The sequence below is a fragment of the Vibrio kasasachensis genome (genome assembly GCF_050337565.1).
GTDB lineage: Bacteria > Pseudomonadota > Gammaproteobacteria > Enterobacterales > Vibrionaceae > Vibrio > Vibrio kasasachensis.
The window spans coordinates 230,257-246,204 of sequence record NZ_JAKJTB010000012.1 but is presented as its reverse complement, the minus strand read 5'-3'; the positions used below and the strand labels follow the sequence as shown (position 1 = coordinate 246,204).

The 15,948-nt window shown below is 44.3% G+C and carries 13 protein-coding genes; all 13 read right to left on the bottom strand.

What is annotated here, in order from left to right:
* Positions 1-7: 7 nt before the first annotated feature.
* Positions 8-1,189 (bottom strand): glycosyltransferase family 2 protein, encoded by a 1,182-nt coding sequence (locus L4C38_RS09945; protein WP_428797396.1) that lies wholly within the window; start codon positions 1,187-1,189, stop codon positions 8-10.
* Between the two features lies 1 nt (position 1,190).
* Complete coding sequence (locus L4C38_RS09940) at positions 1,191-2,321, bottom strand: glycosyltransferase (protein ID WP_428797395.1); 1,131 nt, start codon at positions 2,319-2,321, stop codon at positions 1,191-1,193.
* A gap of 107 nt (positions 2,322-2,428) precedes the next feature.
* The gene (locus tag L4C38_RS09935; protein WP_428797394.1) at positions 2,429-3,868 is read right to left on the bottom strand and encodes a GumC family protein; all 1,440 of its coding nucleotides are present in this window, start codon (positions 3,866-3,868) and stop codon (positions 2,429-2,431) included.
* Entirely contained in the window at positions 3,865-4,977 is a 1,113-nt protein-coding gene (locus L4C38_RS09930; RefSeq protein ID WP_428797393.1) for a glycosyltransferase family protein, read from the bottom strand. Before L4C38_RS09930 ends, L4C38_RS09935 begins: the two co-directional genes overlap by 4 nt.
* A gap of 1 nt (position 4,978) precedes the next feature.
* Positions 4,979-5,686, bottom strand: coding sequence for an acyltransferase (locus tag L4C38_RS09925; protein WP_428797392.1), 708 nt, complete (start codon positions 5,684-5,686; stop codon positions 4,979-4,981).
* 103 nt (positions 5,687-5,789) lie between these two features.
* Positions 5,790-7,160, bottom strand: a complete 1,371-nt coding sequence (locus L4C38_RS09920) for an O-antigen ligase family protein (RefSeq protein ID WP_428797391.1) — start codon at positions 7,158-7,160, stop codon at positions 5,790-5,792.
* Complete coding sequence (locus L4C38_RS09915; protein WP_428797390.1) at positions 7,157-8,611, bottom strand: lipopolysaccharide biosynthesis protein; 1,455 nt, start codon at positions 8,609-8,611, stop codon at positions 7,157-7,159. Before L4C38_RS09915 ends, L4C38_RS09920 begins: the two co-directional genes overlap by 4 nt.
* Positions 8,608-9,807: a glycosyltransferase family 4 protein gene (locus L4C38_RS09910; protein ID WP_428797389.1), complete on the bottom strand. Its 1,200-nt coding sequence runs from the start codon at positions 9,805-9,807 to the stop codon at positions 8,608-8,610. Before L4C38_RS09910 ends, L4C38_RS09915 begins: the two co-directional genes overlap by 4 nt.
* The gene (locus L4C38_RS09905; RefSeq protein WP_428797388.1) at positions 9,779-11,011 is read right to left on the bottom strand and encodes a glycosyltransferase; all 1,233 of its coding nucleotides are present in this window, start codon (positions 11,009-11,011) and stop codon (positions 9,779-9,781) included. The genes L4C38_RS09910 and L4C38_RS09905 overlap by 29 nt, the downstream gene beginning before the upstream one ends.
* Positions 11,012-11,158: 147 nt before the next feature.
* Entirely contained in the window at positions 11,159-12,187 is a 1,029-nt protein-coding gene (locus tag L4C38_RS09900; RefSeq protein WP_428797387.1) for a glycosyltransferase family 4 protein, read from the bottom strand.
* Between the two features lie 69 nt (positions 12,188-12,256).
* Entirely contained in the window at positions 12,257-12,949 is a 693-nt protein-coding gene (locus L4C38_RS09895; RefSeq protein ID WP_428797386.1) for a P-loop NTPase family protein, read from the bottom strand.
* Positions 12,949-15,045, bottom strand: a complete 2,097-nt coding sequence (locus L4C38_RS09890) for an SLBB domain-containing protein (protein ID WP_428797385.1) — start codon at positions 15,043-15,045, stop codon at positions 12,949-12,951. The genes L4C38_RS09895 and L4C38_RS09890 overlap by 1 nt, the downstream gene beginning before the upstream one ends.
* Positions 15,032-15,898, bottom strand: a complete 867-nt coding sequence (locus L4C38_RS09885; protein WP_428797537.1) for an OmpA family protein — start codon at positions 15,896-15,898, stop codon at positions 15,032-15,034. The genes L4C38_RS09890 and L4C38_RS09885 overlap by 14 nt, the downstream gene beginning before the upstream one ends.
* Positions 15,899-15,948 lie beyond the last annotated feature (50 nt).

Below are 15,948 nucleotides of genomic sequence, written 5' to 3'. Positions count from 1 at the left end.
ATTCTCCTTAAATTCGTCCCCAATGACCGTTTTCACGACCAAAAAGATAGCGTAATCCACCATAAAAATTAGCCGTATGTCCAGTAACGAAATAGCTTAAAAACTGTACATAGCGATGGCAGAACAGGGTGGGTAAAAGTAAACCGAGTGTGGCGACTGTGTAGGCTGCGAGTTGAACCAACATCATGATAGAAAACAGAGGATGCTCAATTAGTAATAGTGAAGAAATTAAGCAAGTTAGCATTAGGTATGGCGTTAGTAGGCGTAATGTTTTACCGGAAGCAAATGCAAAGGCAACCGCGCGATATCTCGGCAGTAGTAGCTCGGCTAGTAATATCGTTTGCTGCATGTTACCGGCTGAAATACGTAAACGTCTTTTAAAGTCATTCGCTTGGCTACTGGCTTCGAGTTCAAGTGCGACTACATTTGGCTCATATACGGCTTTATAGCCAGCACGAACTATCGACATTGGGATAATGAAATCATCATTGATGGTGTTGTTCGATAGAGTCTCAAACAGGTGAGTGCGGAAGAAATAAAGTGCACCGTGAGCCCCAATATTAGCGCCTAGGCTTGCTTCTCCTTGTTGCACCATTGCTTGATAATGCCAATACTTTACTTCCCCTTGGTTGATGCTGTCGAGTAATTGATAGTGGCTGTTAACCACGCCTACTTGAGGTTGGCGAAAACACTGTTCAGCTAACAGCAAAGCATCAACAGAAATAAGCGCCGAGACATCACTCAACGCGGTAATATCGCTATCGATTAATGTCATCATATGATTAATTAGCGCCACTTTGCCGCGATTTTTGGTAAAATTGATCACTTCAAAATAGGTTTCACTGCAGATGGCTTCTTGAATGGTGGCTTCAGCTATCTCTACGGTGTCATCGGTGCAACCATCACAAGCGATAATGACTTTATAGCCATTTCGCGGGTAGTCTAAGCAAGATAGGTTGCGAATTTTCTCTGCTATCCATACTTGTTCATTATACGCGGGTACCAGAATCGTGATGCTTGGTCGCGTTCTATCAGCTTTGCATTCTTGGTAGTGGCGTGCAGTTTGGCGACAAACGCTGACAGGTTTTGTTCGCGATACCCATTTTAGCAAGATTGGGTATCCAACATGATGGTATATGACCAAACTCGCAGAGATAAAAAACAACACAGCAAGGGTTATGTCAAACATGTTAGCGCGCCTCCATTGCAAGGTTGTGATAGGTTTGAATCATTTGTTTTAAGTCATTATGATTTAGAACGAATTGTCGAGGGGAGAACGCCTCCTGCCGAGATAACGTATTGATTACAGCTTCTGCGATTGCATTTGGATTCTCAGGGCAAACACTGACCCCGCTTTCTGGACAGAGTGTTTCCTTGGCTGCCCCAACATTAGTGGCGATAGAGACGATGTCGCAAGCTTGGGCTTCTAGAGTCGATAATGGAAAGCCTTCATGACGAGAAGGTAAACAGAAAAGGTCGAGTGCCTGATAAAAACGCGGCATATCGTCAGTTAACCCAAGCCAAAAAACCCGTCGCTCAATACCTAAAGACATTGCCAGTTCTTGCAATACTTTGAGTTGGCTACCATGCCCAGCTAACACCAGCGAGATATTGTCAGGCATCATCGTCAGTGCTTTTAGTAATACATCTTGCCCTTTGACGTGCTCAAGTCGCCCTGCGCAACCGATAAGAGTTTTACTTAGCGGTAACCCCATCTTTTGTCGAGCTAGCTTTTGAGAAGCAGGCTTAAAACGTTGACAATCTATGCCATTTTTTATTATCGAGAGGTCGTGATAACCAAATTTTTGGCTTAGTTGGTCTGCAACCAGATCAGCATCCGCTACTAAGCGAGGTTTGCATATCGTCAGTGCTAAGCCTTGCATGCGAGCATGTTTTGGGTTGTCTAAGTGCCAACAATCATGTTCGGTGTGGATTAGGCATTTTACTTTCGCAATTCGTGAGGCGCATCCGGCGTAAATAAGTGGGCCAATATGATGGGTATGCACCACATCGGGTTGCAAAACACCGAATAAACGGCTGAGTTTGGATACTGTGGAAAAGCTCACACCGTTCGGTTTATTGAGGAAGAGTAATTGTTTATTGAATTCCGCCAATTTAGACCAAGACGATATAGCGTCTGAACGATTACCTTCTAGGCTGATGACTAAAGCTCTATTATTCTCATCGGAATAGCGCAATATTTCCAGCACCAAAGATTCGATCCCTCCGGGGGAGAGGTGTTGCACCACATGCACCGTGAGCCGTGTACGAACCTTGGTTTGCTTGTGTTTTTCAAAGATGGAGTTGTGGGCTGGTTGCATAAATTTTCTCCTGTATCTCGAACAGGATTTGCATCTATCGTGCCAAAATTTATTTTTAATAAAATCAATGCATTAGGATTTAAGTTGTTGCTCTGAAGTGATGTTTTCTATTTTGAGACTCGGATTGAGATTCTTGGGATTGTGGTGAGAACGTGTTGTTTCGTGATAGTAGTAATTTGCTCCGGGCTGCGGATCGCTGAGTTAAATAGCTCAAAAATTATCGCCAAACCAACACCTAAGGCAATACCACCGAATAACCCAGCGACGATATAGATCAATGTCGGTAAGTTGGACGGTGTGCTGGGCGTGAAGGGGAGGTCGATAATTTTAACTCGCTTGTTTTGTTCGAAAATACTTAGAGACCCGGTTAGTTGTGCCATTTCGAAACGCTGTAGCAACTCGTCGTAGAGCTGGCGTTTTAACGTTGCATTTCGCTCCAATTGGCGCATGGTTTTGGCTGTATTACCAAAGCTTTGTGCTTGCTGTGTAATTTCTTGGATCATTGAACGCAAGCTTTTAGTCTCTTCAGTTAAAGACTCGTATCGACCACGTACTAGCTGCAAGCTATGCAGTTGAGTGATAAGTAAAGGCTGAATTTCATTTATATCAGTGAAGGTGGCATTGCTGGCGATCCCCCACAATTGGTCATTACTCATATTCGGCTGTTCAACAGCCAAAAGTTGGTTGCGTTCATTTTCTAAGCGAGTGAGCTCGCGCTTTTTAGCCTGCACGGAACTGTGATTGTCGGTATATTTGGCTTGTAGTAACGTGAGCCGAGAGCGAATGTCTATTATTTGGTCTTCAATCTTACCAATAACCGGATTCGTTTTTGATAACTGTTGATCGAGTGAACCTAAGCTCTTTGTGACGCCTGCTAATTCAGCTTCTTTTTCTGCTAGTGTTTGTTTGAGCATGGCAAGTTGTGTCAGGCTTTGTTGTTGCATTTCAGGTGTTACCGCTAAGTGCTGATTACGAAATACTGCGAGTGCATTTTCTGCTTCTTCTAGTTCTTGGTGTCTTTTGTCTATGTGGATATTCAAAAATTCACTGGAGTCACGAATAGAAGAACGTTCTGGCGCAAGTAGCTGCTCGATAAAATGTTCGCTTATTGAGGTCAGCAACGCTTCTAACCCATCCGCCTTAGGGGCTTTAAGCTCAATCTTTAAAAAGTCTTTGCCCTGTTGGCTAACAGAAAGATTTGCAGATAGTTGACGGATAACCCATTCGTGTTCTTTCGCCGACATATTGTCAGTGATCATCCCTCGTTCCTTGGCGACCGAGTGCAAAATATGACGGCTTTTTAGCAAAGTGCTCAAATCATTCAAGCGTTCTTTGAGCATGGTAGAGACCGCTATATCTTCAAGGAACGGGTTCATCTTGGCGGTTTCTTGTACCAACATACTGGTATGAGATACATACACAGTCGGTGCTAATTTGGCGACCAAAAATCCGACAAAAGGGAATAGTAACGCAGGCAAGACAATGATATAGCGTTGGCGCCATGCCGCATTCAAAATTTGAATTATTCGTAAAGACAAGTTGCTCATATAAGCTCCATGATCTGACGAACCCATTGACTGCGAGACTGCCAGCTTTCACCATCAACGATCCCGCTTGGCAAGCGTTGCTCGTTGGCTGACAACTTTAACGCTTCACACATTTCATTGCCGTTTTCAACAATATTGATATATCGACAGTATGGTGAAAGTGCAGGGAATGGTGTTGCAACAATCGGCGCGCCCGCGGCCAAATACTCACGCAATTTTAGCGGATTGCACGCTTGGATCTGCTGGTTAAACTTAAAAGGCAGTAGGCTGGCTTGCCAATGTTGACTATAGCTAGCAAGTGTAAAATGGGGTTTGGCACCTAAATAGTGAATATTGTCTAATCTTGGTAGCGGGTAATAGGGAAGCTCATTGGGACCGATAAAGACAAAGTCCCAACAAGGTAAATTGGTCGCCACGTGGTTGATTAACTCATAATCAAGCCAGCTTGATAAGCTGCCATAAAAACCAGCGACAGGCTTGCCATTTTGGGGCAGGTCATTAGCGCGCGGAGTTGGGGTGGTAAATAGCGCGGTGTCGACACCATGCGGTAGATACATGGTTTTACAGCGAGGAAATCTATTGGCAATGGTTTCGCTGGCAGCAAATACTATATTGGCTCGTTTGACTAATCTGGCTTCATGCCGTGCGACAATATTGTGATCAACACCAGCGAGCGCTGAGAAATCATCACCACAATAATAGATAACCCCAGACTCATTGAGATGCCCGCAAAGATCTGCCGCAGTTGGCAGCGAACACCACAAAATTGGTGACTCAATCTGATGTTTACTTAGTATTGGCTGTAGCTGTCTTAACATAATTGAACGCGCGAGAGAGCGGCTTAATTGGCTGCTAGGTGCTGGTATTGTGCGTAAGTTAACCACATGGATATGGCTAGGTGTTGATTCGAGAGTGTTTAACTTTCGATTTGTTCCTCCGAGTAACTTATACATTGCACGTGAGCAGTCATGCTTAGTTAAGCGGGGTTGCCGCAGACCAATGGAGTTGATCCAAATGATTTTGCGCATATTCGGTAAGTGTTTGATTAGGTGCTGGGTACTTGACGGAAGCCCACCAAAGTCTTCGCCAAAAACGATCATATCACGCATCCTATTTCTCCTTTAAGTGGCGAACCACCCGGGCAGGGTTACCGACGGCAACGACAAAATCAGGCAGGTTATGAGTGACAACGCTGCCAGAGCCAACTACCGTTCCTTCACCGATAGTGACATTAGGGCAGACCGTCACGTTTGTGCCTAACCATGCGTCTCGTTTGATCATAATGTCACCCACATCTTCATCGGCATCAGGGGCATTATTTGCTCGTAGTTCGGCATCAAGTGAGTGACCTGAGTAGCCAAAAATAAACGCGCCTCCGGCGATTTTAACATTGTCTTGCAAGGTGACTTTATTACCAATGGCGAACGTATTCTGCCAGCCAATATCGACATTATTGCCAATTTCCAAACATGGTGATGCTGACTGAGTGCGACCTGTAAATGTGGTTTGTCCTGACATTCGACAATCGTTACCGACCACGATTGTGAGTGGTCCGGCAACATAGGGTACTCCACCATAAAGATATAAACGCTTACCACATTGGGCTAACTTCCCTTTAAATACAGGAGTATGGATAAACAAGCGTAACGATGTTTGCCAAACTGCAGCACAGGCGTGGTATCCATGACTAAACCCGATATTGAACCATTGGGGAGTGGGAAGACCTTGAGCTCGTGCGCATTTCAACCAGTTAAACAAGCTGCGAAAGCGTGGGTTAGGATGGTTTTTTAACCAGACCTTCAAAGTGATAACTGACATAAATAGCCCTCGATAATCTCGTGATTAGCTTAGGTGTATCATTTTATATGCCACTTATATTTTTATTTAAAAACAATTGGTTAGATTTGGTTTTGAATCATGTTTAACTTTGAGTTTTATTTTGAGAATCAATTTGGATGAGCTGATGACAGGCTATGGCGAGAGAAGCTAGGATATAAATTGGCCAATTAAATCCTTGAGTTAGGAAAGTACCAGAGACGATAGTACCAACTAGCCCTGCAAATACGGCATAGGTGGTGGCGTGAATATAAGGCGAAAAGTGTGAAGGTGCCGAATTAAGCATTTGTATACTTGCGCGGCAAGTTTTTAGTACGCTGATAATAAAGCAGACAAAAACAGCTAAGCCAACAAAGCCTGTTTCTGCAAGCACCCCAAACCAGGTGCTGTGGACAGCATGATTCAACCCATCCCAGTGAGGGCTATAATAGAAATAATTTGCATAAAAATTGTCAAGCCCAACACCGGTGAAAGGACGGTCGAGTGCCATTTTGAAAGCCGCTTCCCACGCATAGAGTCGCCCCATAGCTGAGGAATCAAGTCCTTCTTCAGCTGCGCCACCTGATTGTCTGTCAGATACACCAGCAACAGCGAATAAAACTACCGCGGCAATGACGCCAATGGTGATTAACAGTGTTTTTGAGCGGATATGTTTTAGACCCAGCACGCCCAAAACTGCAACACAGCCTAATAAACCACCTCGACTTTGTGTCGCTATGACTGCTATGAACGCCGCTATGGTACAAATTAGCCCAAGAAGCCGTGCGATACCCAGCGACTTAGTCATCATCAAGCTGAGCGAAAAGGCTAACGGAAACATCAATACCAAGGAGAGATCGTTGGGGTCACCAAGCATAGAACCGAGATCTCGACCGATAGTCACTCGTGTTCCTTCTACTAGCCCAACACCATTTATCGAATTACTGATGGCCACCAGCGCAACTAATAAACCCGAGAACACAATCAAAACGGAAATACGCTTTATGCTGGATGGGTTGTTGACGAGCCAAGTGATGGCCAATGACATCAACATAATCTTCCAATAAATTGACTTGAAATATTCAATAGCGATCCCTCTATTGGCAGCAAATACGATCCCTATGATAGCCAGCAACCAAAAGGCACTCATCCATGAAAGCACAGGATGCCAATAAGGCTTGAGCTGTTTGGTGATGACCACATGCCATAACAATGCGCTCAAAGAGCCTAGAGATAGCAGTAGTGGGATACGTAAGTTATATAAAACGGGCAGCGCTTCATGAATGCGGAAAAAAGAGAACATAACGAATAAACTGACTAACCAAAATGTTTGATTGATGACAAATAGTGCGCCTAGAGGTAAAGCGCCAAGCACGACAATCAAACGAGGGTCAGGTAGCAACAGCCACCCGAAAGCGATAAGTACACTGGCGGAAACGACAATAAATAAATGTAGAGTTGGTGTCGCTTGCCTCATATGTTTAGCCTCTGCATTGCTTTGCGCACATGCTGGTAAGGGAAGCTAATAAGATGGTACATCTGAGCAAATATCAGCAATACGCAAATTTGGCTTGTAGCAAAAATGACGCCTGTCATTAAAGAGTCAGTCAACCACGTTGTAGCGGCAAACAATACAGTAAGTGATAAAAATACAGTCATTGCTGTGAATTGATAAGGTAGGTAATCAAGACGCTGACTAAATATAAAGATTACGCAGCAGCGAATCATTTGCGCAAATGCCACACTGTAGCAGATTAACCAAATCGAGTATTGTGGGTACAGTTGTACAGCCAGTACAACGAGGAAAAGTGTGGTCACGGCAATGACGACATTGATCGTTAGTAGAGTTTTAGTTTGTTGTGCTTTGAGTAAGCCAATATTGGTGAGCTCTGCTAGTTCTTTAAACAACATGGCAATTGTAGCAACCCCAACTAGACTGGCGGCTAATTGATATTGAGTTGGTAAATATAGGGTGATAAATAGTTTACCGACCCATGCGACGAGTATGGTTAACAGACCCGCGTAAATCATACCACTTTGGCTAATTTTGGCGGTTATCTGTGGACCTTGATTTTGCCAATATTCAAAACGCTTCGGCATCCACCACATATGAAATGGCTGCAATAATATGCCAACGGCTAACGCAAATTTTAGCGCAATGGCGTATTGCGCGAGTAGTTCAATATTTCCAGCTTGCATTAATACCCAGCGTTCACCGCCATTTAAGCCAAAAGCGACCACGGCTGACCACATAATCGGTAAACAATACTTTAGGAATTGCTTTAGTTGACTCAAGCTCAGTAGCTGAAAAACAAACTGATTATAGTGATGTAGGATCATCAGTTGAATAAACGCACAGAATACGCCAACGGCAAATACCGCGGTGACACTTGGGATTATGTTGACAACTATTAGTATTAAACTGACTTGCAAGCAGGTGCAAAACAAACTGAGTTTGAAAAATACCGCAGCTTTATTTTGTAAACGAAGCCACGCAAGGCTAATTTCCAATGCACCTTGAATCGTTAACGCACATACCATCAGAAGGATCTGACTTTGAGTAAAGAAATTAAATATTGGAGAAACGTTAAAAACCGTTTCGATGATCCCGTAAATGATGCCAATTAATATTAGTAAGCTTGCGGATAGAAAAATTGCACTACAGTAGAGTTGGCTCGTCATCAATTTTTGCTGAAGTTTCCCTTTCGCGACGGCAATAAAGCGGTACAAGTTTTCATGCATAGACAATGAGATAAGCAGTGCAAAAAAAACCTGAGTAACAGCGATCAGTTCAAGTTGTCCCACTTGTTCTACGCTTAAAAAATGTGTCATGACTGGTAGGGTAATCAGTGAAGCGCCTTTCAGTAATAATAACGCCACGCCATATAACACCATTTCTTGTAGTGCATTGCTTTTCTTTTCACTCATAAGTCCCTCTCAACGGTATCCAATTTTTCGGAGGCGAGAGTGATTGCAACATCGTTTGTGTTTATCGCTTTCACTATGTTTTGATAAGTTAATTCAGCTCGGTATTGCTGAGAAAAAGCATAAGCTTGGTGTTGAACATTGGCTAAGAGATCAGGGTCGTGATGGAGTCGAAGAATGACTCGACTCAATGCTGCTTCATCTCCTGCTGGATATTTAAGGCAGTTCATAGCATCGGTTAGAGTTGTATCCCAGTAGCTGCCATCTTGAGGGATGATGACGCACAAACCTGCAGCCAGTGATTCAAGAATCGATAGCCCAAAGGGTTCATTTTCACTGGTAGAAACAAAAATACTGCATTGGCGACGGATCTGATCAAAATTGTCTGGGTCATGGTGCCAATTGGTATGGGGTATTGGTACTGGAGCTAGAGAGACACTTAAATTGATTTGTTGAGGCTTGATGTAGCATATTTCGCTAGAGACAGCTTCAGTTCGATGTGCAAGACGCAACGCATGGATAAACCGCTCTAATCCTTTCCATTTTAAAAGTGAAGCAGCCCAAAGACAGCGAGGTGATGTAACTTTACTGCGGCTTGGCCAGTTGGCTTTGGAGATACCGTTAATAAAGCTCGAAAAATGTGCCTGTTGAAAATAATCTTCTGCCACGGGATTGCAGTCAATGAGTCGATAACGACGTTCAAAATAGCGTTGCAGGGCTGCAATTAGGCTTTGCTTTGTCGATGGCAGATAAAACACTTGCTTGGCTCCCGCTAAACACCAGCCGATGGAACCAGAACTCGCGACATCGCCATGTATGAACTGCATGACAGGTGTTTTGAGTAGGCGACCGGTCAGATAGATTGGCATATCAACCCCGGGTCCAGAGGCGCCAATTAAGCGATGAGCCTTAGCTGTTAGACACAAACAAAGTAGTAATGTGAGTGTGAAATAAATTTGGTTAAGCCAGAAGAAAATACCATGGACTTGGCGACTCAACCATGGAACCGATTTGATCGTGACAATCCTGATGTTGTGTTGTTGAGCCAATTTACTGTTTGACCAGAATGCTTTGTCAACAGTGACGACCGTAAAGTGAGCCAATTTCGGGTCGCACAAGCTTAAGGCCTCACTCGTAGCGATTTTAGACCCACCTTTGAAAGGAATAGGGTCAAATATGATGTTGTGCTGGTGCGTCATAGCTGCCTCCATTTCTGCGGTGGTTTGCGATTGCCGTTTTCATTGGTTTGAAATTGGCAATTAAAGGGGGGAAATCAGGGAAAGGTTCGTTAATTAACCGCGAATAGAGTTGCTCGATTTGTTTTACATAACGCTTAACATCAAAGTGCTCGGTTACGTGCTCATGTGCACGAAGTGCAATCTCATGGCACTCTTTAGGGTGATTATGGATACATCGCATCATGTTCAGAAGCGGTGCATAACCGTGATTAGCGTAGAGAAGTGCGGTATCTCCATGTTGGACGATTTCTGGAATCCCGCCTTCAAATGGCGCGATGATAGGCAAGTTGGCGAGCGCAGCCTCTGTGACCACTAGCCCAAATGCTTCTTCACGAGCAGCGCTAACAAACGCGTGACAGCCTTTAAGCCAACCGACAACGTTGGTCTGCTCGCCAATAAAGTGAACATGCTTATTAAGATGAAGTGAATGAGTTAGCGCTGTTAATTCTTGCTTTTTTTCACCCGTGCCAATCACAACTAAGTGGCTGTTTGGGTATTCCAGTATTAGGTGACGCAGGGCGATTAGAATCCGGTCAACGCCTTTACGGTGGATCAACGAACCCACGGTGGCATAAACAACGGCATTGCTATCCAAATTAAGTTGTTGTGGTACATCAACTGGTGGCTGTTCCCTCAAGCGTTCGACATCAATGCCATTGTGTACAACAGTAAGCCTATCTTCGGGGTAACCGTCACGACGCAGATTTTCAGTGATGGCTCTACTAGCAGCAATAATGCTTGGCGACATATGAAGCGCTAATGTTGTTCTATCACGGCTAAGATAATCACTGTGTAGATGTGTCATCAGTGGGCAACGACAAAGCCGCGCTGCAAATGTCATCCATTGGCAAGGGGCGGCGCTATTAACATGGACAAGGTCAATCTGCTTGCTGTTGATTATCTGCCGTGCTTTAACAATGAGCTTTATCCAGCTTTTGATATCAAATTGCGGCTTTTGCCAACCAAACAAAATCGGGAAATCATCAAGACAGCATTCTACGTGCTGATTTTTTAGCTGCTGAGCTAACATCGAATTGTTAGTCCAGACGATAGGCTCAAACAGCGTGCTGTCTAAATGAGAGATAAGGTCTAAGAGACAACGTTCGCTTCCTCTGATCCAACTATCACCATAATGGACAAAGAGAATTTTTTTAACCGATTTCATTTGCTAGCCTTCTGATAAAATTATTGGATATCAGAGGTAACTGCAAGGCAAGTGCCAATTGCGAGTGTTGGCTAATTGGTTGATTTTTAGTGATTAATAATGTGTTGTGAATAAGTCGTTGGCTTAAATCGCAATATGAGAATCAATTTAGCCATCGTTAGGTAAGTAGAGTTTTAGTAATTTAGGAATAATTACTTGCTGTGAGTAGCATTGGCGTATGGTGTGAGCTGCGTTGTGACGTAAAACCGCTTGTTCGCTCGATGAGAGAGAAAGCCACAATTGCAGGTAGTCACTTAGCTGCTGTTCGTTTTGGGCAATGAAACCATTTTGTGTGTGGTCAATCAATTGTGGCATTTCCCCGACTGCAGTAGAAATGACCACAATACCTCGCGCCATTGCCTCTAATGCGACCATCGGTAACCCTTCATAGTATGAACAGATCACTAGTAGTGATATTTTTGGCCACACCGCCGACATGTCAGATTGGTGTCCATGAAAGAGGACATTGTGCGTGGAGCTATGTTGCAGTGTTTGAGCTAATGGTCCCGCGCCATAAAGATGGAATAGTTGTTGAGGAAATATTTCAGCGAGTTTAATAAAGCGTTCGGGAGCTTTTTCCGCACTAAGCCTGCCGACAAAAGCAATATTATTACCTTGAGAGATCTCTAAGTTGTCCACATTGATAAAGTTTTCTAAGTAGCTTGTTCTTGAGAGTATCTTTTGACCAATCGCGTGACTTACCACCAATGCATGATCCGCGATGGCTGCGCTGATTCTATCTAACCAGTCATATAGCCGCACCCTACCTTTGGAAGTTTCGCCAGCATGATAGGTGGAAACGAGTACAGGATTAGTGAACAGCTTGGCTATCTTAGCAATGAGGTTAGCTTTATAACCATGAGCATGAAGTGCAATAGGTGAATTGGCGCGGATCAGTCGACAAAGACGATATAGTGCTTGATAAGAAGAAGCCCCCAAGTATTGGTAAGGTACTCCAAGCGTGTCTAGTTTAGCGCAAAGAGGTGAGGGGGCGGGGTACTGTTGGATCATCCATACCTTGACGGGTTGATTGTACGCTAGCAACCCTGCAGAAAGCTGAGTGACGTATGTTTCTATTCCGCCAAATTGGCGGCTATCAATGAGTAGCCAAATCTCGTTACCGTTATTGTTGCTCATTAATACCCTCACTACTCATACCGAGTTATTTTTGCTCATTATCTCTTGTTGCGACATGTTATGAGTACGCTAGGCGATATTAGCCAGCCACTCGTTATTGAGAATAACGCGGCTCCATTTGTCTCGTAATCTTTTAGGTATAAATTTAAAGCGATTAATCTCGCGCACGATTTCTTGCCCTAACGTGGCTTGCAGCATGTTATTCAATATCACGCCAATTATGTTTGCGTTGCTGCGTAGTAGTAATTCGTTTGCTTTGTCTAACTGTGTTTCTGTGGTGTGCCCACCTAGTACAACAATCAATGTGTGGTCACAAGCACTAGCAACGCTTTGCGCGGGTATATTGCCGCGATTAATTTGCAGCAACGGTGAAGTGTCGATGACTACACGGTCAAAATGTTGCAACCATGATTGGATTTTTGTTGCTAGAAATTGCGGGTTTCGGTAATTCACAATTGCGGAAGTTTGCTGTGGTTTGGCAATACCAGTAAAGAGGCGTTCGCTGTTTACGGGGTGCAACCACTGTACTTCAGAATCGATTGGAGTATCAATCAATGAGTAGGGCTCAAACCCAGATTTAAATAAGTTAAAGTCTACCAACAATGTGGAGTAGCCGGCCAATAGCAAGCGCTCGGTGAGTGCACTAGCAATCGATGTTACACCGTCACCAGAATGACAGGCTGTTACGCAGATTGAACGCGAATGGTTGCTTTCGGCTGCGAGGTAGATTTGTTCAATTTCATTATGTGTTGCCGGGATCATCACAATGCTCCAATTAATACGATGGTGGTCGTCAAGCGCAAGATATCTTCTAAGCCGACACGCGCTTTCTCAAGAAAACTATCGCGGCGATCTGGAATAAAAATGGTGTCGCCAGCACGTAGTACAGGTAACTGATAAATGTTGGCGGTTTTGCTGAATCCAATTAAATCGAATGTGCGCGCTTGACCTTGGCAGCATGATAGATTGACCACGGAGATTTTTTCCAAATAGGCATTGTCGCTTGGACCACCGGCCTCGGCGATGATATCAAGAATGGTCATATTGTCATTGAATACGTAGCGACCGGGTTTATTTACGGCACCAAGAATTCGGACCGTTGACTCTTTGGAGCGATCTAACCAAATTTTGTCTTTTTCCGGTATGTAAATGGTATCGCCCATAGTGACATTGGGAAGTAGTGACTCGTCACCTGTTTCAAAGTACATTGATAAATTCAACTTACTCACTTTTGAATAATTTTTGTCTCGGTGAGTAATGCGAATATTGTGAATATCGGCGTCTTTGGTTGGTCCATCGGCTGCTGATAAAATGTCGAGAAAATGCATCTGTTCAGTGAATCGATAACGACCAGGTGCGTTAACCTGACCAAATACATAGATCGATGCATCTGAACTTTGCCTCACCCACTGTGATTTATTATCTGAAGGGTCTTGTGGGAGGTCATGGATACGTACAATAGATCCCGCACTAATAGAAGGAAGTTCGTGGCTAGGTGCTCCTTTAATAATAAATTTATCGAGGTTAAAGGTGTGCAGCTTACCGTTACTTGTGACCACCTCAATTTTGGTTGTATCCGCACGTAAGGTAGGGCCGCCAACGTGCGCGAGTAAATCCATTAAATCCATTTCGTCCGACCACTCAATACGTCCAGGACGTACAACCTCACCGATAACACTAACAGCGCGATCTGGTGAAATTTTTAACCATGATTTTTCATTCATGTCGGTTTTTTCGGGAACAAAGATAGCATCACCGGGTGAAATATTAGGGGGAATTTGTCCATTTAATCCTTCCGTGTAGGCGGTAAGATCAAATTTAATTACCGAACCATCCGCTTTTATTAGGCGTATCTGACGCGATTCAGCAAAGCGAGTTGGTCCACCTGCGTTGGCAAGAATGTCCATAAATGAAGCGCCTTGTTTGCCTTCGTAGGCTCCTGGGCTGGCTACTTCGCCCATGATATAGACGACGTTTGCACCAGATTTTATCTCTTCTTCTTGTTTGGGGACAAAAATAGTCGTTCCTTCAGAAAGCTGAGGCAGAATAGAATCATCACCGCTGTCTAAATAGCGTTTCAAGTTGACTAATTTAGGCGTGTTGTTACTAATAACGCGAATTTGCTCAACGGAAGCGTAACGAGTAACGCCGCCTGCGCGCATTAGGATATCGACCAAGTTAGAACCAGCTTTGTAAGAGAATGAGCCGGGTGCGTTGACTTCACCAAAGACTTTGATCGCTGTGCGACTGTCGGCACTGTCGCCTGCATTGGCTTGTTTCGCCGCATCAAACTGTTGTTCGATATTTCCCACTAGAGGAGAGGCGGGAACAAATAAACTGTCCATCGATTGTAATGAGGGTAATAGAGACTCATCACCACTGTCCAAAAAAGCTTTGTAGTTAAAAGGAATTTTTTCTTTGCCACGCTTAACCATCATATTATCAAGTTGCGCGCCCGAACGAAGCCCTCCAGCGGCATGCAGCGCGGTTTGAACATCTGCATTTTGCGCGAGTGTATATTCTCCGGGCGACTCGACATACCCTTGAACGGAAATGAGCAGCTGTTGCTCAGCGATATAAACGCTGGCTGATGAGAGATCACGATGTACCGCATTGAGAGCGGTGAGTACTGCCTCAGAGAGCTTATCTTCGGTGTATCCAGCCACGTAAACGGTACCAACTTCGGGTAGATCAATCCGTCCTCGTTTGTCGACTTGAAAACCTCGGTTTAGCGTTTCCTCTCCGGGCAAGTTTACCTGAATCAAATCCCCGATATGCACTCGTGTCACATCACTTTCGGCGAAGGCGAATGGAGTCAGCAACAATACTATTAAAAACCACCGATTAATTATCCGCATGATAGCCTCCTTGGCGATTGTGTTCTGCTAACTCCTGAGTTGCGATAACTTCAATACTAACGCGGCGATTGGTGAGTCTGATTCCTTCACTCACACCTTCATATAATGGTAGAGAGTCTCCCAGCGATTGGGTGGTAATACGCTCAGGTTCGAGTCCGAAAATGATCAGGTAGCGTTTGACTTGTTTGGCTCGGTCCATGGCCAATTTCTGATTATATCGTTCATCACCTTTCGCATCTGCGTGACCCGTGATGGATAAGTTAAGGCTTGGGTCCTCGCGTAGGATATTGGCTGCTTGGGCAAGATGTCCCATGTATTTGGGGTTCACTTCAGTTGAATTAAACGCAAATTGATTGTCTATATTCAGTAAATCGAATAGTTGATCAATGACAGCAAGTTGCTGACGGAACGAGTTCTGATTGAGAGGGGGAACGCAGTTGGCTTGGGAAGTGACATAATCTAGTTGACGTTCTAATTCGCCTAACCGTTTACGTTGAATCACTAAATCATTAGCGGCATCAAGTAGCAATCCGCCTTCAAGCTCTCGAGCAATCCGATTCTGTTTCTCAAGTGCTTGAACAACGGCGGCGGGAAAACACCACCGCGCGCCTTCACGGATCAGCGAGTCGAGGTGCAGTTTGGTTAATTGCCAATCGAAACGTAGTCCATGCTCTGGTCCAAGTGGTTCTTCTGGCATAACTGGTGTAAAACTATTTTCTATATGTTGTTCAGCAAGCCCGCCACTACTTTCGGGTGGGTAACTGGTACAGCCGAACAGAGTTGATGCAAACACAAACAGATATGTTAAATGTACAATGGTAAATCGAACTGCGATGCCTCGATTTTTCCGCATTTTTTGTATGCTTATCAAAGCCTGTTCTGTGCGTTCTCCAACCATGCCAA